The sequence below is a fragment of the Bradyrhizobium genosp. SA-4 str. CB756 genome (genome assembly GCF_000473125.1).
Classification (GTDB): domain Bacteria; phylum Pseudomonadota; class Alphaproteobacteria; order Rhizobiales; family Xanthobacteraceae; genus Bradyrhizobium; species Bradyrhizobium arachidis.
Genome location: NZ_KI421499.1, coordinates 6,505,768 through 6,525,074 on the forward strand (window position 1 = coordinate 6,505,768; position 19,307 = coordinate 6,525,074).

The 19,307-nt window shown below is 57.4% G+C and carries 19 protein-coding genes; 10 read left to right on the forward strand and 9 right to left on the reverse strand.

The window, feature by feature from the left end; translation table 11 throughout:
• From sctR to BRAGE_RS56125, 8 genes are read right to left on the reverse strand one after another with little or no spacing between them, the layout of a single operon-like run.
• A complete protein-coding gene (gene sctR, locus BRAGE_RS0131225) occupies window positions 1–666 on the reverse strand; it encodes a type III secretion system export apparatus subunit SctR (protein ID WP_027563377.1) in 666 nt (221 codons plus the stop codon).
• Window positions 659–1,714, reverse strand: a complete 1,056-nt coding sequence (gene sctQ, locus BRAGE_RS0131230) for a type III secretion system cytoplasmic ring protein SctQ (protein ID WP_035730284.1) — start codon at window positions 1,712–1,714, stop codon at window positions 659–661. Before sctQ ends, sctR begins: the two co-directional genes overlap by 8 nt.
• Before the next feature lie 57 nt (window positions 1,715–1,771).
• Window positions 1,772–2,308 (reverse strand): hypothetical protein, encoded by a 537-nt coding sequence (locus tag BRAGE_RS0131235; RefSeq protein ID WP_027563375.1) that lies wholly within the window; start codon window positions 2,306–2,308, stop codon window positions 1,772–1,774.
• Window positions 2,284–3,636, reverse strand: coding sequence for a type III secretion system ATPase SctN (sctN, locus tag BRAGE_RS0131240; protein ID WP_027563444.1), 1,353 nt, complete (start codon window positions 3,634–3,636; stop codon window positions 2,284–2,286). Before sctN ends, BRAGE_RS0131235 begins: the two co-directional genes overlap by 25 nt.
• A gap of 2 nt (window positions 3,637–3,638) precedes the next feature.
• The gene (sctL, locus tag BRAGE_RS0131245; protein ID WP_027563374.1) at window positions 3,639–4,256 is read right to left on the reverse strand and encodes a type III secretion system stator protein SctL; all 618 of its coding nucleotides are present in this window, start codon (window positions 4,254–4,256) and stop codon (window positions 3,639–3,641) included.
• Complete coding sequence (locus BRAGE_RS0131250; RefSeq protein ID WP_027563373.1) at window positions 4,253–4,873, reverse strand: hypothetical protein; 621 nt, start codon at window positions 4,871–4,873, stop codon at window positions 4,253–4,255. Before BRAGE_RS0131250 ends, sctL begins: the two co-directional genes overlap by 4 nt.
• A gap of 19 nt (window positions 4,874–4,892) precedes the next feature.
• Window positions 4,893–5,747, reverse strand: a complete 855-nt coding sequence (gene sctJ, locus BRAGE_RS0131255; protein ID WP_035731807.1) for a type III secretion system inner membrane ring lipoprotein SctJ — start codon at window positions 5,745–5,747, stop codon at window positions 4,893–4,895.
• 17 nt (window positions 5,748–5,764) lie between these two features.
• On the reverse strand, window positions 5,765–6,286 hold the full coding sequence (locus tag BRAGE_RS56125; protein ID WP_159073962.1) for a nodulation protein NolB: 522 nt from the start codon (window positions 6,284–6,286) through the stop codon (window positions 5,765–5,767).
• A gap of 191 nt (window positions 6,287–6,477) precedes the next feature.
• On the opposite strand from BRAGE_RS56125, the gene BRAGE_RS0131260 reads away from it, so the two are divergent.
• From BRAGE_RS0131260 to BRAGE_RS57190, 9 genes are all read left to right on the forward strand, one after another.
• Window positions 6,478–7,179 (forward strand): secretin N-terminal domain-containing protein, encoded by a 702-nt coding sequence (locus BRAGE_RS0131260; RefSeq protein WP_027563371.1) that lies wholly within the window; start codon window positions 6,478–6,480, stop codon window positions 7,177–7,179.
• A 708-nt stretch (window positions 7,180–7,887) separates the two neighbouring features.
• Entirely contained in the window at window positions 7,888–9,687 is a 1,800-nt protein-coding gene (locus tag BRAGE_RS0131265; protein ID WP_028146449.1) for an HrpF/NolX family T3SS translocon protein, read from the forward strand.
• An 866-nt stretch (window positions 9,688–10,553) separates the two neighbouring features.
• The gene (locus BRAGE_RS55155) at window positions 10,554–10,850 is read left to right on the forward strand and encodes a hypothetical protein (protein ID WP_035730287.1); all 297 of its coding nucleotides are present in this window, start codon (window positions 10,554–10,556) and stop codon (window positions 10,848–10,850) included.
• Between the two features lie 418 nt (window positions 10,851–11,268).
• Complete coding sequence (locus tag BRAGE_RS0131280) at window positions 11,269–12,159, forward strand: SctD/MshK family protein (RefSeq protein WP_027563368.1); 891 nt, start codon at window positions 11,269–11,271, stop codon at window positions 12,157–12,159.
• Between the two features lie 32 nt (window positions 12,160–12,191).
• Window positions 12,192–12,731, forward strand: coding sequence for a hypothetical protein (locus tag BRAGE_RS0131285; protein ID WP_027563367.1), 540 nt, complete (start codon window positions 12,192–12,194; stop codon window positions 12,729–12,731).
• 2 nt (window positions 12,732–12,733) lie between these two features.
• On the forward strand, window positions 12,734–13,156 hold the full coding sequence (locus BRAGE_RS0131290) for a histidine kinase (protein WP_027563366.1): 423 nt from the start codon (window positions 12,734–12,736) through the stop codon (window positions 13,154–13,156).
• An 8-nt stretch (window positions 13,157–13,164) separates the two neighbouring features.
• On the forward strand, window positions 13,165–15,282 hold the full coding sequence (gene sctV / locus BRAGE_RS0131295) for a type III secretion system export apparatus subunit SctV (RefSeq protein ID WP_027563365.1): 2,118 nt from the start codon (window positions 13,165–13,167) through the stop codon (window positions 15,280–15,282).
• A 106-nt stretch (window positions 15,283–15,388) separates the two neighbouring features.
• Window positions 15,389–15,934 carry a tetratricopeptide repeat protein gene (locus BRAGE_RS50360; protein ID WP_051378206.1) on the forward strand — a complete coding sequence of 182 codons (546 nt, stop codon included), beginning with the start codon at window positions 15,389–15,391 and terminating at the stop codon, window positions 15,932–15,934.
• A 790-nt stretch (window positions 15,935–16,724) separates the two neighbouring features.
• On the forward strand, window positions 16,725–16,910 hold the full coding sequence (locus tag BRAGE_RS57190) for a hypothetical protein (RefSeq protein ID WP_231164221.1): 186 nt from the start codon (window positions 16,725–16,727) through the stop codon (window positions 16,908–16,910).
• A 251-nt stretch (window positions 16,911–17,161) separates the two neighbouring features.
• On the opposite strand, the gene BRAGE_RS57195 is transcribed toward BRAGE_RS57190, so the two are convergent.
• Window positions 17,162–17,347, reverse strand: a complete 186-nt coding sequence (locus BRAGE_RS57195; protein ID WP_084334825.1) for a hypothetical protein — start codon at window positions 17,345–17,347, stop codon at window positions 17,162–17,164.
• A gap of 949 nt (window positions 17,348–18,296) precedes the next feature.
• Here BRAGE_RS57195 and BRAGE_RS0131325 point away from each other — a divergent pair.
• Entirely contained in the window at window positions 18,297–19,007 is a 711-nt protein-coding gene (locus BRAGE_RS0131325; RefSeq protein WP_231164220.1) for a hypothetical protein, read from the forward strand.
• Window positions 19,008–19,307 lie beyond the last annotated feature (300 nt).

Consider the following 19,307-nt stretch of genomic DNA (forward strand, 5'->3'; position numbering starts at 1 on the left):
TCACCCCCCCGGGGATGCGTAGCTTAAGACCAATCCGTGCATGAGCCGCGACCAGCCGTCGATTGTGACGAACAGAAAGAGCTTGAAAGGAACGGATATCATTGTTGGTGATACCATTGACATGCCCATGGCCATCAGAATTGTCGTCACAATCAGGTCGATCGTGATGAACGGAAGATAGAGAAGGAAACCGATTTCAAACGCACGCTTAAGCTCCGAGATCAAAAAAGACGGCACGAGGATCGCAAAATCGTCGGCTGTTGCGTTGGCGCGCATCTCCTCCGACCAGATATGTTCCGTCGACGACAAGAAGAACGTGCGCTGCTCCTCAGTGGTGAACTTTTTGAGATGGGCGCGCAGCGGCTCGCTGCCTTCCTTGGCGGCGGTCAACCAGTCATCGGCGGTTTGGTAACGAAGTTGCGTATCGGTCACGCGGTTGTAGGTTTGCTCGAATACGGGGGCGCCTATGAATACGGTAAGGATCAATGCAGCACCATACAAAACGATGTTCGGTGGTATGGACTGAGTGCCGAGCGCGTTGCGGATCAGGAAGAGAACGACGGAAACCTTGATGAACGCCGTTGTTGTGACAACTGCGAACGCCAGCAGGCCAAGACCGGCGGTCGCCGCAACAAGCGCAAGGATGCTCGGTTGAATGTCAACCATTGACCGCCAACTTGCTCAGTAACCGGATGCCCAACGCTTCACCGACACGTACAATGTCGCCGCGGCCGATCAATTGACCATTGGCAACAATGTCGACCGGACCGTCCACCGGCCGGCCAAGCTCGAGCACGTGCCCCTCGTTGATGCTTCTCAACGTACCCAGCGTGATGGGCCAGCGGCCGCACTCGAACACAAGCGTGATCTCAACACTGTCGATGTCGGCTTCCGAGGGCGGGATTGCTTGTTCAGCTTGGGGGCGTACCGTCATATTTGCATACCTTAGAGGATGGGACTGCAGGCGGAATGGTCCCCGAAGGATAAGTCTGTCGCCCGCCACCTGCGCCGGCGCCCACAACTTGTCCGCAGCGAGGATGAGCTGGCCATGGGCAAAGGGAATGACCTCGGGCAGCAGTGCGTCGCCGGGCTGTGCTTGGCGAAGAAGCTTGATGGGCGCGCGCAGCGAGCCGATCTCTCTCGCAATTACGACCGGCAATTCCGAAGAAATCTTACCTAAATCTCGCGGTAATTGGCCGATCAACTCGCCTAAGACACGAAACGCAGACGGAACCAGACCGTCAAGAGGCGCGAACAAGAACAGGCGAGCCTTGGCCGCCAACGACCCGAAAGTAACGTCGAACTCAATATAGGGGTCTTTGGCCGTTGTGTCTTCGACGCGGATCAGCTGCAAATTCCGCGCGAGCACGATCTCTAATGCAGCGAGCCATGGTCCCAGTGCAAGTTCGAGAAGGAGCGAGCGAGTTGGGTCGGAAGGTAAAGTAAGGCCATGCTGGACCGTTGAAATCAGTGCCTCGACGAGAAGGCGGGGCAAGGACAACACAGCGGTCTCGCCTTCGGCGCAAAATACGCAGTCGAGCACCGAGGTGGCATATGGCTCGGCCTGCCAAACAAGCCGGCTCACACGGATCGATAGCGGCTTATCGCCAATGCGGCTCTGCAGAACCGTGCGCGGTGCGGCGGTCTCGTTGAGCCAGGAGACCACTTCATGCGACAGCTTTGCCGCTGGCTGATATAGTGCGGGTTCACCCATGGCATTTATCGACAGGTTCCGCGGGCGCAGCTCGCGAGTTGATAAGAGAACCAGCCATTAGTTCGAGTCATCGACCGTCTGGCTGCGCGAACCACCGTGATATCGGAGCAAAACCTCATCGTCGGCATCGATTTCGGCTGCAGACTCCGAACGGACAGAGGTAGTGCGCTGGACATCGCCCTCAATCTCCTGCCATTTCTGGCTGGCCGCCGAACGCTTGGCCCATATGGTCCGCGCCTCATTCACCGCCCGCTGGGCCTGCTCATGCGCGATGCGCGCCTGCTCACGCGCCTGGCGTGCCGATTCGATCTCTGCTGCCAGCCGCCCAAGGACGAGTTGACAGCGACGATCGAGCTCGGTCACGGACATCATCTCGAGCGACGCCAGCTCCTGATAAAGCTCAGCTTCGGCCTTGGCGCGACGATTCTCCGCGGATTTAAGATTCTCAGACGCTCGCTGCAGCGCTGCGACCGCAATTTGGCGCCTGGCTTCCATGTTCGACAATTCACGAAGCGCGCTTCGCTCTCTCATGTCTTTCACCAGCCGCAATTTCGACGCTTGCACGAGATTCAGGCCGTCAGACGCGACATCCATGAAACGGTCTCCTCAAAGCTAGACGGCTCGTCCTGTCCCTGGCGCAAGAATGCGCGCAGTTCCTCGATTGACTCGATTGCCCGATCACTCAGTGGATCGTTGCCCGGCTTGTATTCACCGACCTTGATCAGGAACTCAGCCTCATTGTAGCGCGAGAGCAGATCGCGGAATGCGGATGCCGCCTTGCGATGTGGACCAGAGGCGACCGCATCCATGACACGACTTCGGCTCGACAGCACGTCGATGGCGGGAAAATGCTCTCGGGAGGCCAGCGCGCGCGAAAGAATGATATGACCATCGAGAATGCCGCGCGACTCTTCAGCGATCGGATCGCCCGTGCCGTCACCTTCGACAAGCACGGTATAGAATGCCGTGATCGAGCCCCGCTCGCCCATACCGGCTCGCTCCAACAGACCAGGAAGCAGCGCAAAGACGGAAGGAGGAAAGCCGCGCCGGGTGGGAGGTTCTCCGGCGGCAAGGCCGATTTCGCGCATCGCACGGCTAAAGCGCGTCAGCGAATCCATCATCAGAACCACCTGCAGCCCTTGATCACGAAAATACTCGGCGAGTGCGGTCGCCATATGAGCGCATTGCGCCCGCTCCATTGCCGATCGATCGGATGTCTCAACGACAACGATCGTGCGAGCGAGGGCATCTCCAATATGACGTTCGATGAATTCACGCACCTCGCGCCCACGCTCCCCTATGAGCGCAACCACGGTGACATCGGCGGCCGCGCCTTTTACAATTTGCGACATCAGCGTCGACTTACCGCAACCGGCATCTCCATAGATTCCGATGCGCTGACCTTCGCCACACGTCAGAAGTCCATCCAGAACGCGAACGCCGAGCGGAAACGGCTGCTCGATGCCACGCCGCCTCATCGGGTTGGGCGCCTTGCCGCGGAGCGGACAAGTGTGGACCGTCCTTATCGGCCCCTTGCCATCGAGTGGACGGCCGAAGCTATCGATCACGCGGCCGAGCAGGCCGGGCCCGACTGACACTTCCTGCATGCGCCCTGTCGGGAGCACTTCCGCGCGGTGGGACAAGCCTACCATATCGCCAATGGGCGTCAGCAAAACCCCGTCCGGCAGCAAACCGATGACTTCCGCTTCAAGTGACCATCCGGAAGCGTGATCCTGCAATAGGCACAGTTCTCCAACACGGGCCCCTGGCAACACGGCATGGAGCAAGGTGCCGATCGCACGCGTGATCCGTCCCCGCACGGCACGCGTATCGACCTCCTTTGCTGCGAATCTCAGAGATGCTATCGCCGCATGCACATCTCCTTCGCCGGCTTGATCATGGCCTGATTGTTGCGTCGTCACGGTTAGCTTTCCTGAGAAGATGGATCAAGGCCGAGACGCAATGTGCGGAGCTGCGCGGCAAGTCCTAAATCGACACTGCCGAACTCACTCCACAGAACGCACTGGTCCGGCCCCACGGAAGGGTCCGGATCGATTCTGACTTTCGGCCGACCATTCATTCCATCGAACGCCAGGAATTCATGTCTTAGTGCATCAGCGTTCACAGGAGACACGTGAAGGCATATTTCTGCGCTGCCATATCTTTTCTCGACAGCGTGACGAACGGTTCTTACCAACATCTCACCCGGATCAAAGGAGCCCAACAAATCGGTCAATATCTCAATGACGAGCTGTGGTAACTCCTGTTGCAGAACGGCTTTTCGCCCGGCCACATCGGAAGCAGCTCGGGCAATCAGCTGTGCCATTTCGTCCGAGCCTGACCTTAGACCCTCGCAGTGCCCGCGCTCCCGCTCCTGCTGATACACCTTCCTTGCCCAACTGCGAACCTGCCGCAGGTATCGCTCGGCTAGCGCGCGCGTCTGCACCGCATCGTACCAGATGCCAAGTTCCGCGGCTGGTATGAGCGGACCGAGCGGCCGTATCTGCGGGCTATATGGCAAGACTGTTTCATTGGCCGTCATGCCGCTGGCTCCTGCGTGGCCAAGTGGGCCACCACCAAAGACAGTAACTGACCCGCTGAGTTGTGGTGTTCGGCTGCTGGAGATTCGGCGGTGGTCCCCACAGGTAAGCGGAGAAGAACGCGCACACGGTCAAGCTCTGATGCGTCCTTGAGCCAAGCGCCAAGGCAGGCAAATCCGTCATTTTCAATCTGGCTCGCGAGCTTCTGCGAATCGTCAATCGATGTGGTTGCGACGGCGCTGGATAAGTGTCGGATTGCGAAAGCATGTGCTTCGGCACCAATGTTTTCGATCAGAATCGCTACATCATGCCTTGACACAAGCTTCAGCACCGAACGGGCATGCCAGATACTGCCAGCGAGCAGCGCCGCCCGACGCGGCTCATGCCCGAGCAGAACGTCCCTACCCCAGTCGGTTCCGCTCGAAACCAGCTCACTACCTAGCAGCAATTCGACCAGTCTTTGCTGCAGTCTTGGAGACTTCTGCAACTGCAGCACTGTGGCGTCCGACAGAAGCCCATCAAGATGGCCGGCAAACCGGCTGGGATGGATCAAAGCGGCAAGCTCGCGCAGGCGATCGGAATGCGGGTTGAGTGAATAAGTTGGGTTAGTGGATGCCATCGATACGGACCTGCTGCCGCTATTTCGGATCGGAGGAGAGCTTTTTGCCGGCGGACTGGCCCGCTGGTTTGCTGGCATCTCTGCCGAAACTTGTCACTTTGAGCCAGGATTGACGAAGCTGTCGCCCACGTGTGCTCAGCAGCACGTAAGATAGAATGCCCAACGCGGCGAGCCCACCTCCTGCACCGATCGCAATGCGGGTTGCAATGAACTTGGTTGGTTCGGTGGAAGCTGCCGCTGGCACAACGGAGACCTCATGCTGAGCCCGCTCAACCGGCACGAACACGACCGCCACCTTGTCGTATGATAGACCTTCGATGCTGTTGGCGACGAGCATCTTGATCTGCGGCAGCAAGGCTGAGAGCTTCGCATTCGAGGCGTATCGAATGAACACCGACGCCGAAGACGGGGTTGCATCCTGTCGCAAAAGATCATTCTTCGGCAGAACGACATGAACACGGGCGGAGAGAACCCCATCGATATCGTTGATCGTGCGCGACAATTCTTCACTGAGAGCATAGACGTAGCGGGCTCGCTCCTCAACCGGAGAGGCAACGAGGCCCGCCCCCTTGAACACCTCACCAAGGCTCTTGAAGGGTTGGCGCGGCAAGCCCTGGTTATTCAGAAGCTCGATTGAGTAGGCGAGCTGCTTTTCTTCCACCTGAATTGTGCTGGTCCCATCCTTACCGACAACACGAATGGCATCGACGCCCTTGCTCAGGAGCAGCCCAAGCATCTCGTTGGCTTCGCGTTCTTGAACTTTGGTATACAGATCAGCTTTGCAACCGGCGAGGGTCAGCAAAAGCGGCAACAAGACAAGAGCATGGAGCCGCTTTCTTGCGGGGCAGCCGTTACCGATCTTGTCTTTCGTCAAGACAGCCAACGGCCCACTCAGCCCGCCGATAGAAGCTTGTTCAGAGATGAACTGACAGCACCTGTCCCCTTGGAGAGGAGCGAAACCTGGATAACGCCGTTGTAAACATCCCGCAGATTCGCCAGCGCCGAATCGAAATGATCCGCACCTTCCGGTTTGCCCGCTGGATGTACCTCGACTTGCTGCACACGCAAGACTGGTTGCGCTGCCGGCCCAAGCTGGAGACCCTTGGTAGGATCAGGCTCGCCGACGAGCGTCGGCGAAACTGCACCCGACGGAACTGGTTTGCCCTGATGGATAGCAGAAATGCTCTGAAGGACGCGATCGCCGAGCGGGCTCGGCGAAGTGACTGCGCGCGGTACTTCCGGCAGCAATGGAGCTGGCGCGCGCTCGGTCACAGAAGAGGCGCCACCTTGGTTCGAGGCCGCCTGCGCAAGACTCTCATCAAACTGGGCGTGTGCCGGCGAACAGCCGTTGGAGGCACACTCGACGGAGTTGACAGGGGTCGGCGCAATGCCAAACAACATGGAGGAAATCATTTCTGTCACGTAGTGAGGTGAGCCATCAGTTCACACGAACGGGCCGGCACCTTAGAGAAGCAAGCTGACCAAAAACTGACGAGCAGCTGTCATCTAATGATCACGGTCAGCTTCCAATTTTGGACGAGGCAGCGGCTTCCAAAATTTGGGACGAATTCCAGTGCTTGTTCTCAAGCGAAAAAATAGCAGGAATGCTCATTCCATCTACAAGGCGGCACATCTTGAAGAAACTTCTCTATGCTGGTGTTTTCATTTTCTTGGGCGTCGTCGAGGCGCTCGGCGCTCCCCTGGCGCTGCCATCGACGCCTTATAGTTACACAGTTCTGGACCAGGACCTCGCGGCCGCACTGCAGGAATTCGGCAACAACCTAAACATCAGAGTCAATGTCAGCGCCGGGGTAAAGGGGCGGATTCGCGGGCGAATGTCCGATCTCCCACCGCGAGAGTTCCTCGAACGGTTGATCAATCTCTACAATCTTCAATGGTACTACGATGGGCTGGTAATCTATGTATCCGCCGCGCATGAGGCGCAAAGCCGCCTTTTGGTCTTGAGTCCAATCAGCTTTGATGCGTTCAAGGCGGCACTCGATGCGCTCAACATCTCCGACGAGCGTTACATCGTGAGAGCCGTACCGGGAGATGGCCTCGTCTTCGCCTCTGGTCCACCCCGCTTTGTCGCGCTTGTGGAGCAAACACTCAAAGGACTTGCGGCGGAGGCACAGGCACGGCGAAACTCGAGTGGTGGCGAAAAGCCACCGCACGAGTCGGTTTTGATGCTGTTTCGGGGATCCTCCAGCGTGGTCGTTCGCGAAGGACGACCGAATGACGCTCCTTCGCCGGAGGCACCACATCAAGACGGCATGGTCCACCTACCCGATGCAGGTAAGAAATGACCTGATGACAACAGATCGCCTACGAAGAGGTGCAATGCGTCTGCTTATGCCCTCTCAGCTTTTCGAAGGCTACTGCTGCCATTATCAGAGCGCGGATATGTAGATGGCCGATGCCGCAGGGCGGCGCATTAAACGTCCGGCCGGAGCCACCGATGCGAACCAGAGTCCTGGCCAGCAGCATCGGTGACCGTGCTTTGCCGCTTTAGCGCCTCGTGCGAGCTTTTTGAACAACTCTACGAACTCTGCCATGCAAATGAGCTTCGTCGCAAAAGAATGAAAGCCCCTCCGTTGTCCAAAAGGAGGAACAGCATGGAGTTCAACGCGCTAAGCCCGGCGGACAACAGCCCAGCGTCCCACTCGTCCGCGTCGCCCGCCGGTCGGCGAGCGATCGAAACAAAACAGGCAAGCCGATCCCGATATCAAGAACCATCACCGCCTTTCACACTGTCATTTCGCGTTTCGTTATGAAACCTCTGAACGCCGTCAGCTTTTGGAAAGCTAATCGAACCTACCATACGGCGTGAATATCTAGACGGCGATGTGCCTATAGATTGTAGCGGAACTGAGCGCTGGGGCGCACTGAGCAATCGGAAGCAAGTGGTAGGAGCCATCGACTCCTATCGACGTTTATTGCTCGTTGCTCGTCGCGATTCTCGGGCTGCGCCACACGCCCCGCTTGTGGTGCGATCTCAAATCAGAGGACGTATAATGTCAGTCAACAACCTGTCGCTAACCGCGGGCTCCACTTTGTCAGGGCTGGCGCCTGGGCCCTCATCGGTGCGGGATCTTTCAAATTTCGAGGCGATGCTGGCTAGTTTCTCGTTGAAAGACAATGCCGATGACCATTCCACTCCACAGAATCCGCCGGCTGCAGACTCAGCCAAGCGGCTGACGGAGGAACTCACGCAGGAGGTGCGGAGCATCCTCCCGCCGGAGATCAAGGCCGCACTGGACGCATGTCAGCAGGCCCCAGAGCCATCCTCCGCGGAGTCCTCCTCCGCTGCGAGCGCCCCAAAGATTGCAGAGGCACCCGTACAAAGCTCCAGGATCACGTGGAACAGCGGCACGTTGACTGATGCCGAGCTGGAGATTGTGTCGGTGCTGAACCGACACAAAGACAAATGCCCGCTGGATTGGAAATCTCTCGGAGATCTGGCCAACGATCCCTCCACACCGCCGGATCTAAAGGCGGCGATCGAGGCGTTGCAACAGGACCCAGAGCTCTTCTATGCGATAGGCTCGCAAGGTGACGGCCGCTGCGGCGGGAAGATCAAAGCAGGTGATCTCTCCGGCTTCTCCGATCACCACTCTCAGGTTGCTGCTTTCCAGGAGCAGCGGGCAGAGAGCTATACGCAGAACTATATCCCTTCCGACGGCACCCGGAATGGCGAGCCATCGGTTATGACCCAGACCGATGCAGTGCGCGAGCTCTATCGCTATGCCGACAACCTGCCTAAGAACCTGAGCCTTGCGGATTTCAAGCGGATCGTCGACGGCGAAGCCAAAACCGGCAAATGCCCGCCACAGGTCCTCGCCGCCGCTCAATACTTCCTCGACCACCCGGATGAATGGAAGCAGTTGTACGGTGGCTCGATAGACAAGGTCCACAAAGAGGACTTCCTGCAGGTTGCTTCATCATCGATCAATCTCACGCAAGCCGAGCTCGATACGCTCAATACGATCAGCAAGAACCAAAACGCTTTCTTCGGGAAGGGTGACCTGACCCGGGAAACGCTGGCGAGCATGGTCGATGATAAGAGCCTCGCGCCCGAGGTGCGAAAGGCGGCCTCCCAGCTGCTCTCCGATCCTGTGTTGTTCGGGTTGATGAACAACGCGATTACGGGCTACAAAACCCACCACAAGTTCTTCGACTTCGGCGGCGGCCATACGGTCGATTCCGGCAACATCAGCAACAGCGACTTCGACCAGTTCTTCAACAACATGTCGGGTGCGAACCGCACCGTTCACCAAGTGAAGACGCATGCCGTCCGAACGCCTGCCGAGCAGGACGCGGTCGCGGACATGACGACGGGCATGGCAGACCAGCCCGACATCAAGTCTCCCAAAAAGAACGGTGGCGCCTTCATGCACGCACTTAACGACGTGCTCAAAGTTGGCTCTAAGGTATTCGACTGGGCCGCAACAGCAGTCGGTGTACTTGGCTTCATTCCAGGCTTGGGTGAATTGGCCGATCTGGCGTCAATGGTGCTCGAAGCCGAGGCGCAAGCTGCAAATCTTCTTCACACTGCCATCAGTGGCGGCAACATAAAGCAAGCGCTGGAAGAAGCCGGGCTGAGCCTTGCGGCACAGGCGGTGGGCTGCATCGCCGGACCTGAGGTCAAATTGGCAATGCGAGAAGGCTTGGTGAAGCAGGCCATTCAAGAAGCCGCGACGGCAGGCATCAACCTGCCGGTTTCGGTGGCCCAGTCCTACGCGGAGGATTATTTAAATAACCTGAAGGCTCGCATCGAGTCCGAGCGCTTGCAAGCTGCAGGCGCTTACGCCTAGGCGGAGCGACGCTATCCTCTCAGGATGACGCTCGAAACTGAGCTTGCGCGACCTCCGCGCGTCGCGCAAGCTCCACCAGCACACTTGAGACCGCTCCCGAATCCGAGGAACTTATTTCGGCCCTTCGCTGCGCACAAACTATGTTGGCCGCACTCGATCGTTCGAATCCGACCTCAAACCCAATCTGTCGCTGTGACGTTCCATTGACTGCATACGCCGCCTGTCAACATCGCGATGCATTAACAATACCCGACAGGCGGCCACAGCCGAGGAGCCAGCCGATTGCGCAAGGATCGAGAGCACATTGGTCCAGAGCGGTAGAGCCGAAGGGCTCTTTCTCGAGCAGCGGGCTCCTGCTCGGTCTCCCTGAAATGGGTCGCGATTGACGGATCTGCCCTGGCCAGCTAGGTCCGATGGACCGCTCTGGCCGCTGGATCGGCCGTCACTCTGGCCTTCAGCCTCGCTCCCGACGAGGTCAAGCTCCGTGCCGCATCGCCTGACCGCAAGCAAATTGTCGAAAGAGCTCGGAGGCATCGCAAGAGACATGAGCCGAGATTGCAGCACGTCGAGCCCAAAACGCTTTTATTAGTGGCGGCTTTGATATTTCGCCAATTGAACGCTTTCGAAGCGATGAGCAACGTGCTCACCCGATCAAGCTCCACAAACGATTGTTTGTCTTAACCATCTGATCTCCAGCTTTGGCCGGCAACCTTTCAAATACGGTCTGCTGGTGAAACGTTTAATGACGACCCACCATCGGCTCATTGTGTTTTCTACGACTCGTCAGCTTGTCGAAAGCTAATACTTGCATAGTGGAGGGTGGAAACTGCCTCCATTGGCACATCGAATTGACATAGGAGAACTCCATGCGCGTTGCGAGCTCTAGCGCCGCTGGACACGTTGATGCTGACCTCCATGCGGCTGGCGGCAAAGGCGGCGGTAAAAACGGATCTCAAAAGCCTGGCGAGCGCGACGATCATGGCCGATCGCCTGATGCCAACATTCCCGCAAACGGCGGCGCGTCCAATCCGGGCAGTAACTCGCATGAAGCCGCTATGCAGCAAGCGTTCAACGTCGCTCTGGGAGCCATTGCTCTCCAATTTGCGAATAGTGCAATGAGCCGTTTCGACGATGTCATGGCCGAGACAGAGGAGGATTCCTGACGTCGCATGTTGCGACGTTAGGAAATAGGAGCCGCACGTGGCGGCGAAATCGAGCAAACAGGAGAATAGTATGGGTAAAGGAGTTGGTGCGTCTGGTACCTCGACTGCAGGTGGGGCAGCCGGCACCGCTACTGCTGCAGCCGCTTCCGCGGGTGCTGAAGTTGCTGGAGAGGCGGCATTCCAAAAGCAAATCGCCGCTCTGACTGCGACCAGCACAAAGGCTGCTGAGAGGGACGTGGAACTCCGCGTTGTCTCGACTGAGCTTTCGACTATCAAAAAAGCGGCCGATGAGCGGGTGCAGTAAGGGATGAGATGGGGCGGCGTCGCCGCCCCACTTTCCCCGGCTGCTTAGTCTGTGAAGTCGCAAGGGCCGTACGGTTTTGCCGTACGGTCCCGTTCACTGTTCAGGAAACCGACCGTGAATGAACCAAATTGCCTGCATTTCGAAGTGCTGTCCGGGTGTTATTCTGGGCTGACAAGTAAAGTGGGGGGCGGATCGTGTCTGATTGGCAGCAGCCTCGATGCAGACTTAATCTTCGTCGAACAAGGCCTCGAACCGCACCATCTTCGTGTTACCCCGCATTTCAATTCAATCGAGATCGAGGCCCTTGCGAGGGACGTTAGGATCGAGGGGCACGAGACTGTTTTAGCTAATGAGCCCATTGTTGTCTCTCTTCCTGTCGTTTTGCATGCCGGGGCGATGTCCATTCGCTGGACGATCGAGGACTACAAACAAGCTGGCTCCATCAACCGCCGGCGTATATCGCTCGCCGTTCTCACTTTGGTCCTGATCAGCTCTGCCGCGGTTGCCGCAGTCTCATCCAGTTTTGTCCAGACCGACACCACCTTGGCGTCAAGTCCGTCGTCCCCTGCTACGGACATTGCACCCAAGCTGGCGCTCAGCGCTCCTGATGCTCTGGCCACCGATGCAGCTGCCGAGCGGCTGCAAGAGGAAGTTGACAGAGCGGGTCTTGTCGGCATCAAGGTCGGCTCTGGGGTGGGCGTTGTCACCGCCGACGGCACCGTTACGCCCGCCTCGCTCGCCACATGGCGAGACGTCCAGCAGCGGTTTGATCAAAATAGCAATGGCGCTTATACGCTCGTCAATGCGGTCGCCATCAAGGATGAGAAGACGCCCCTCGCAATTGAGGTCCAAGCTGTTTGGCGCGGGAGCGAACCCTATATTGTCATTGCTGGTCAAAAGTATTTCGTCGGCGCGCTCTTGAGCAATGGATGGACCGTCTGCGGGATTGAGGAAGGGCGTGTTCTGCTGAGCCGGGATGGCCGGCTTGCCACCCTACCCTATTAGCGTTTAGGCCGCAGGTAAGGAAGCAAAGTGCCATGACTAGGCTGCCCCCGAATCCCGTCAAGCCTGGCACCTCATTTCAGGAGCCAAACGTCGATCATCATGCATCTGCCATCACGCCGGTTAGTTCTCGAGGTAAGTCCATCGGGATTGATCGGACGCGTGGCAATGATAACAAGAGCCACACCTCAATTTCTCGTCACAGCGACTTGCTGGATCCGTTGGTGGACGCCACGATCGAGAGCGCGCTCGAGCTCAGTTCGATCGATGCAGTTTCGCGCGTCAATCTCGACGAGGCGCGCGCTCCGCCAGGTCAGGTCGAGCCAGGCTCGGAACTCGCTTGGCTTAATGAGCCCAATCTCGCGCACAGTCTGCTCTCCTTCGTGACGCCGCGCTTACGTCATTCGCATGTTCTGCGTCCAGAGCAACACGGCCTTCTTCTGGAGCGTTTGGCTGATACGCTATCAGCCGCGCCAGAGGATTTGGTGTCACGTGAAGGGGCCGCGCTTCTACAACTGGAGCTGCAGCGATTAATCCTGCTCCGGCAGAGTCACAACGGCTTGATCAAAGGCTAGCGATGGTCGGGCCAGATAAAGCGCAACACTTCACATCTACACAGCGCGTTTCCGAAGCCGGCGCTGTCGAGCTGATCTCCGGGCCGGAGCGAGATTTGCTCTGCGTGCTTTCTTATGTCTACCTTGCGTGCGGACAGAGCGACAAGAGCCTGGCTCTGTTGCGGCTGGTCGCTCACGAACAGTCCCAAGACATCGGCCTGCTCCGCATCCTGGCCTACGCTCTCATCTCGGAGCGTCGCGGTGACGAAGCACTGTCGGTATTGGACAAGCTAGACAAACTGGATGACGAGCCGTCTTCGTGCCTGCCCTTGATGCTGATGCGCAGCCACGCGCTGCGTCACGCTGGCCGCATGACCGAAGCGCAAGCCGTCTTCAAACGCTATGTTTTGTTGCGGGGCCGCATAGCTGCAATCGAACAAAAATAAGGCTTCTCATGGCCAACCTTCTACGAAATCTCATCACGCGCGCGCCGGCTCACCCGGACTTGATGGTCGCGATGATGCTTCTTCTGGCGATCGGAATGATGATCATGCCGATCCCGATCATCGTGATCGATATGCTGATCGGCTTCAATCTAGGGTTTGCCATATTGCTGTTGATGGTAGCCCTGTATCTCAACACGCCGCTCGACTTTTCGTCCCTACCGGGCGTCATCCTGATCTCCACCGTCTTTCGTCTCGCTCTTACTGTTGCAACGACGAGACTGATCCTAGCCGAGGGCGATGCCGGCAGCATCATCCATACGTTCGGCGATTTCGTCATATCCGGCAACATCGCCGTCGGCATTGTCATATTCCTGATCGTGACCATGGTGCAGTTCATGGTTCTCGCCAAGGGCGCCGAACGGGTGGCGGAGGTATCGGCGCGCTTCACGCTCGATGCGCTGCCGGGCAAGCAGATGGCAATCGACGCGGAGCTGCGCAACGGCCATATCGATCAGCACGAAGCCCGCAGCCGGCGCGGCGCGCTGGAGCGAGAAAGCCAACTGCACGGCGCGATGGACGGCGCTATGAAATTCGTGAAGGGCGACGCCATAGCCGGACTTATAGTCATCTGCATCAACATGCTGGGTGGCATCACGATCGGATCACTCTCCAAGGGCATGTCCCTCGAGGAGGCGATGCATCAATACACCATCCTGACGATCGGTGATGCGCTCATTTCGCAGATTCCGGCTCTGCTGCTGTCAATTACGGCAGCAACCATTGTTACTCGTGTCAACGGTCCTTCCAAACTCAATCTCGGCGCCGATATCGTCAACCAACTTACGGCCAGCACACAAGCGCTACGCTTATCCTCCTGTGTCTTGCTTGTGATGGGGCTCGTTCCTGGCTTCCCTTTGCCCCCCTTTGTCATACTGGCCGCGCTCTTCTCCGCCGCCAGCTTTGTCAAGGTTGGCGTGCAAGAGGGCAAGACCGCTCCCAAAGCCGGCGCCGGTCCCACCGGTTCGGCTCCCGCTTCCGCACAGGGTCAGAAGCAAGCCGTGCCCGCGGAGGCACTTCCAATTACGCTGTTGCTAGCGCCGAGCCTGTTGCAGGCAATCGACGTAGGGGAACTCGAGCAGTGCGTCGCCCGGGTTTCGGCACTGGTTTCAGCTGATCTTGGCATCACAATTCCACGCATTCCCGCCCAAAGCGCAAAGCACCTGGCCCAATTGCAATTCCGGGTGGATGTCGAAGGAGTGCCCGTGGAAGAGGGCGCCATTGACCCTACACAACTCTTACTTAATGACGACGTGGCGAACATTGATTTGAGCGGGATCCCCTTTTGGCACGACCCAGACACGAATCGGATCTGGATCAAACAAGTCCATGCGCCTGCTCTCCACGCCGCCGGAATAGGGCACCACCGTCCGAGCGAAATCATCGCCTTGCGCGTCCAGTCAACGTTGACGCGCTATGCACAGCGCCTGGTGGGCATTCAGGAAACGCGTCAGTTGCTTGGCCGGATGGAGCAGGAATATGCCGATCTGGTGAAAGAGGTTCTGCGCACGACACCGATCCCTCGCATCGCGGACGTCCTACGTCGCTTGTTGGACGAGGGCATCCCGATCCGGAACACCCGTTTGGTTTTGGAGGCGCTTGCAGAATGGAGCGAACGGGAACAAAATGCCGTACTGCTCACCGAATATGTGCGCTCCGCTCTGAAGCGGCAGATCTGTCACCGCTACGCCAACGCCCATCGTGTTGTGGCGGCTTTTATCGTCGAGCGCGAGACCGAGGATATCGTGCGCAATGCCGTGCGCGAGACCGCTGTCGGTCCCTATCTCGTTTTGGAGGATCGGCAAAGCGAGATGCTGCTTTCACAATTTCGCCAGATCCATTCGAGCATCGCACGTAGTCAGAACCAGCCAGTTATCCTGGGATCGATGGATATCCGGCGCTTCGTCCGCGGCTTTCTCACCCGCAATGGAATAGACCTACCTGTTCTCTCCTATCAGGATCTCGCCTCGGATTTCACCGTCCAGCCGATTGGCTCCGTCAAACTTGCGCCTGGCAAGGACAAGACTCCTACAGGAGGGCATCGTGACCTCCTCCCTACGGCCGGCTGACGAGCACAGGTTTGGGGTCGTAAGGTCGCTTATGAATTCATGTAAGATTAACGTTCTGCGGCGCTGGCGTAACATTCGTCGCCATTCGTGCTCGGCCTTTCTTCCCATGCTTGCCATTGTGCTGCTCGCGGGTTGCGCTGACTCGCACAAGTCGGGTCTTTCACAGCAGCCGACGTCTGCGGCAGAGCTGGTCGGGGCCAAGGAGGTCGATCCAGCTATGCGCGAGCGCATCGCTCTCGCCCTCGGTCGGGATGCTGACGAGAAGGCTTTGCGCGATGCGCTGAAGCAACGACCGGATAATGTTGATGCCGCGATTCCTCTTGCGCGGGCTTTGCTGGCACGCAAATGCCCGAATGATGCGCTTGAGGTGCTCGACGGGATCTTATTGGCAGCCCCTGGCGACCTGCGCGCATTGAATGCCAAAGCAGTTGTTCTCGATCACGAGGGCCGACATCGGGAGGCCCAAGAACTTTACCGCCAAGGTCTCGCAGCGGAACCCGCAAACCCGATGCTGCGCAATAACTTCAAACTGTCCCTCGCTCTTGAAGGTAAGACGGAGACCGGCGGCGCCGACCCAGCACTGCAGGCGGACGGCCCGCACTTCGCGGCGCTATCTCGAACGAGCCCATGCGGGAGCGGATCGGAATGGTAACGTCTTGATGCTTAGCTATCAGCATGCCGACAGCTAGGCTTACCATCAACGCGGAACACTCAATCGGCGAGCAGCCCCCGCGAACTCGTCGATACAAATGGGAGGCTTCATGTTTCAGCGCACCAGAAATTTATCCGATATCAAATGCGCTTCCGAGGCCCATGAAATGAGAACGCGCGACTAATGACCGGTACTACGCGCATCGCCAACATTTCGCCGGATATACTCTCATTCCTGAATTCGGCGCCATCGAGTTTCTCCTCTGGTTCATTTTCGACTGCAGTCCCGCCATACGCACTGGTCGACGAGCCACTAGTGGTTGAGATCAAGATCTTCAATCGGGAACAAGCTGCCAGAGTTTTATGGCGGACACATCGGGCATATGGCTGCGAACCCGCAGCGATAGTCTAGCTCGGGTTCCTGAAAGGCTAAACGCACAATGGAACTGCGTTTTGCTTCGGCACGAAGTCTGGTTCGGTGAAAGCGCGATATTTCACCTATCAGCTCGTGAACACGAGCGCCGGGCTCCTGAGAACGGAAGCCGGAGATCGCCCGAATGAGCTGTTCAAGCGCAAAAAATGATCGGCGCGAACAATTTCCCGGGTGAGACGGACTCACCTCAATAAACGAGTTTCCGGGCTACTCATCCGCTTGTCGATAACGCGGGCGATATCTTGCTTGAACATGAGCTCCGGATCGACGGCAACGAACCGCTCGTCCTCTCTCACTCTTTCAATCCGGAAGCGAAAGCCCGCGCAGCAGCGTTTGGCTTGTTGAGGTAAGTGACTCAATGACGGTGCTTGATCCCACCAAGAAGGAGGACAAATGGAAAAACAAAGGATGCAAATGGCAACGAGCGGGCAAACCGCCTTTGTATCCTGCCGCAACTGAAGACAATAGCGGCAACGCCAGGTGTACCGAGAGTGCGGCAAAGCCCGCCAACGATTCGCATGATGATGAATATGACTTTATGTAGAGCGCACAGGCTCTACACGAAGATAACCGATGTCATTGGCCAAATCGACTTTAGGGAGGTCAGCCTCGCATCTCATGCCCTTCGCCATATAATTCTTGATCAATGATTTCTGCATCCGCAGGGGATGGCGGAATTGAGCTTCCGCTTTCCTTGCGCGGCGCAACATCGGAAACTGGATCGTTTGGCCAGCATTGCCTTTCGTGATCCGACCTATTGGCCAGGTGGTGGATACTTTTCATCGTCGAGCGCAATCAAGCAGGACGTGCAGCAGAACAACTGAAGTATCTCTCGATCTCTGCGATCGCCCGTTCCTCCCACTCTGCAGCTTGCGCTAGCAATGAGTCCCGTTGGATTGGCCGAAATGTGGCTGACTGACGGCACAACGAAGCTATCGCGCGATAGCGGCGCACGTTTTCCATAACGGCCGCTCCGCTCATGTGTGGATCTCCTCCCCTGCTATCCCGGGCAAGAACTTGCTCGAAAACCGTTTTCGATCCGTTAGCGGTCGGAGTGGAAGCCGTTTGAGCAATCCGTTTATTGGTGATTTGAAAGACAGAGAGCCGGCGCTTTGTCGCCATCCTTTTTCCTCCATAAACAGCAAACGGGCACGCAACTGTGACTTCCTCCGTCTCATCGAAGCTAGCGAGATTGAGCAGCTGTTTACCTCGCCGGTCGACAACCGAAATGCTGCTTAGCGAGGATCCTCTCAATCGCGCAACCCTCGGCAATCTACTAGGTAGCGTAAGCTTATCGCATAACCTTCCGAGTCTCTTCCGTTGCTCCGTTTATTTGTTTAGCGGTGCGCTTGCGCGGCCGGAGTGCACAGGGATTTCACTGAGAATTTAGCAGAATCGAAGTAGGCCAGAGATACTCATCGATACTCATGGGAAGTAGTATCGCCGCAATCCCGAAAATTAAGGGGCTATGGGAACGAGACTAACGTTCGGGATCCACTGGGACGCAGACTACCACCATTGGTCCACACCCGATTGATGCCGGGCCTCCCATCAGATGCCACGTGTGCCGCAAATTGTGCTTCAAAACGTGCCGCAGTCGTACCCCTCAATATGCGGCACCGTCGATCTGGTCAAACTATCGTGCCTGTCAGCATGGCGGCCCACCAGAGCGCCCTCACGAGGTCGAGTGAGGCCGTTTTAGACCCGGAACTAGCAATGACAAGTGTCCCTGGTTTTGCGGCCGCGTGGATCACAAAAGGCTAATGCGCCATTCAAGGGGACGCTTCAGCCAGCCGAAAGACCTCTGGCCATCAGCCTACCAAAACAAGGAGGCGACGGGCTCTTGTTTGTAGCATATGCTCTGCGAGCGTACGGACGACAGCAATTGTGCGCCGGCGCGCTCGCGTCCTACGGGTTTAGGGGCACTTGGATGATCACGCCGTTTCGACGGAACTGGAGTCCAAAAGAATTATTCAATACTCTTACGCCAGCGATGTTCGCCGCCGAGCCGCCGGCTGTCCGCGCACGTTGGGACAAATTGTGGCCTGATCTGTACACTGAATATGACGCCCGGTACTTGAAACAAGAATTAGTCGCGAGAAATCTTATCGCTTCCGATGAAGCTGCTGCATTCTTTAACGCCTGGGCGATTGACGAAGAGCGCCACACCGACGGATTCATCCGGATCATTGAACTTGTCGCCAATGGATCCGAGAGGACTCTTCGGGAGAGATTGGAGGCTCGATCTCATGATTTTGGGCCGATCGTTGAACACCTGAAGGACGAGTTTTCCGTGATGGTTATGATCGCATTTGATGAAATGTGCACTTGCCGCGCCTATGCGGCAGAAAAGCCGTTTTATGACGCCCTTGGGAACACCACGTTCCATCATTGGCTGCGGCAGGTAATTGCTGACGAGGCGGTCCACTCGATGAACGCCGTTAATGTTATCCGCTCGCGCTATCGCGACCGCATTGGCCAAGTCGGCACAATTCTCGACAACCTAATCCGCGCGGCGGATAACCTATGCTATTCTGGCACCTTCGTCCTGGACTACTTCGGCGCAGTGTACTCCAAGGAGCTGCTGGCAGACTCCCGCCTCGCTACCATGAGAAATATTGCCAAGCCACTCATCGTGTAGAGCGAGATCTGTAACCGCGAGCCTACGGACAATTGCTCGGACGTCATACCGCCAGCTCAATCCACCTCTTCTGCAAGTTTTCCATTGCGCCAGTTGACGCCAGGTTATCCCTGACGCGTTGTCTGTAAATGTCGTGTTCACGACATGTCGACGGTTCACCTTTTGCCAGGATGGTAGGTGCCAGTTCGGTTTTGTATCCACTTGGCGTGCGCGCGGCCGTGAGTACACCACTCCAGCAACTGGTCCGGTCTTTGCTCTGCTGTTTGGCAGACAACGAGCGGCTCCGCGCTTTGTCGGATT

Excerpts from the sequence above, each read along its gene's own strand:
- sctR (WP_027563377.1), bottom strand. The coding sequence starts at position 666 with ATGGTTGACATTCAACCGAGCATCCTTGCGCTTGTTGCGGCGACCGCC.
- BRAGE_RS0131290 (WP_027563366.1), top strand. The coding sequence starts at position 12,734 with ATGGTCGGGCCAGATAAAGCGCAACACTTCACATCTACACAGCGCGTT.
- BRAGE_RS0131285 (WP_027563367.1), top strand. The coding sequence starts at position 12,192 with ATGACTAGGCTGCCCCCGAATCCCGTCAAGCCTGGCACCTCATTTCAG.
- BRAGE_RS0131235 (WP_027563375.1), bottom strand. The coding sequence starts at position 2,308 with ATGGATGTCGCGTCTGACGGCCTGAATCTCGTGCAAGCGTCGAAATTG.
- BRAGE_RS57190 (WP_231164221.1), top strand. The coding sequence starts at position 16,725 with ATGACGGTGCTTGATCCCACCAAGAAGGAGGACAAATGGAAAAACAAA.
- sctV (WP_027563365.1), top strand. The coding sequence starts at position 13,165 with ATGGCCAACCTTCTACGAAATCTCATCACGCGCGCGCCGGCTCACCCG.
- sctL (WP_027563374.1), bottom strand. The coding sequence starts at position 4,256 with ATGACGGCCAATGAAACAGTCTTGCCATATAGCCCGCAGATACGGCCG.
- BRAGE_RS0131325 (WP_231164220.1), top strand. The coding sequence starts at position 18,297 with ATGATCACGCCGTTTCGACGGAACTGGAGTCCAAAAGAATTATTCAAT.
- BRAGE_RS50360 (WP_051378206.1), top strand. The coding sequence starts at position 15,389 with ATGCTTGCCATTGTGCTGCTCGCGGGTTGCGCTGACTCGCACAAGTCG.
- BRAGE_RS56125 (WP_159073962.1), bottom strand. The coding sequence starts at position 6,286 with ATGATTTCCTCCATGTTGTTTGGCATTGCGCCGACCCCTGTCAACTCC.
- BRAGE_RS0131265 (WP_028146449.1), top strand. The coding sequence starts at position 7,888 with ATGTCAGTCAACAACCTGTCGCTAACCGCGGGCTCCACTTTGTCAGGG.
- BRAGE_RS55155 (WP_035730287.1), top strand. The coding sequence starts at position 10,554 with ATGCGCGTTGCGAGCTCTAGCGCCGCTGGACACGTTGATGCTGACCTC.
- BRAGE_RS0131250 (WP_027563373.1), bottom strand. The coding sequence starts at position 4,873 with ATGGCATCCACTAACCCAACTTATTCACTCAACCCGCATTCCGATCGC.
- BRAGE_RS0131260 (WP_027563371.1), top strand. The coding sequence starts at position 6,478 with ATGCTCATTCCATCTACAAGGCGGCACATCTTGAAGAAACTTCTCTAT.
- BRAGE_RS57195 (WP_084334825.1), bottom strand. The coding sequence starts at position 17,347 with ATGAGCGGAGCGGCCGTTATGGAAAACGTGCGCCGCTATCGCGCGATA.
- sctQ (WP_035730284.1), bottom strand. The coding sequence starts at position 1,714 with ATGGGTGAACCCGCACTATATCAGCCAGCGGCAAAGCTGTCGCATGAA.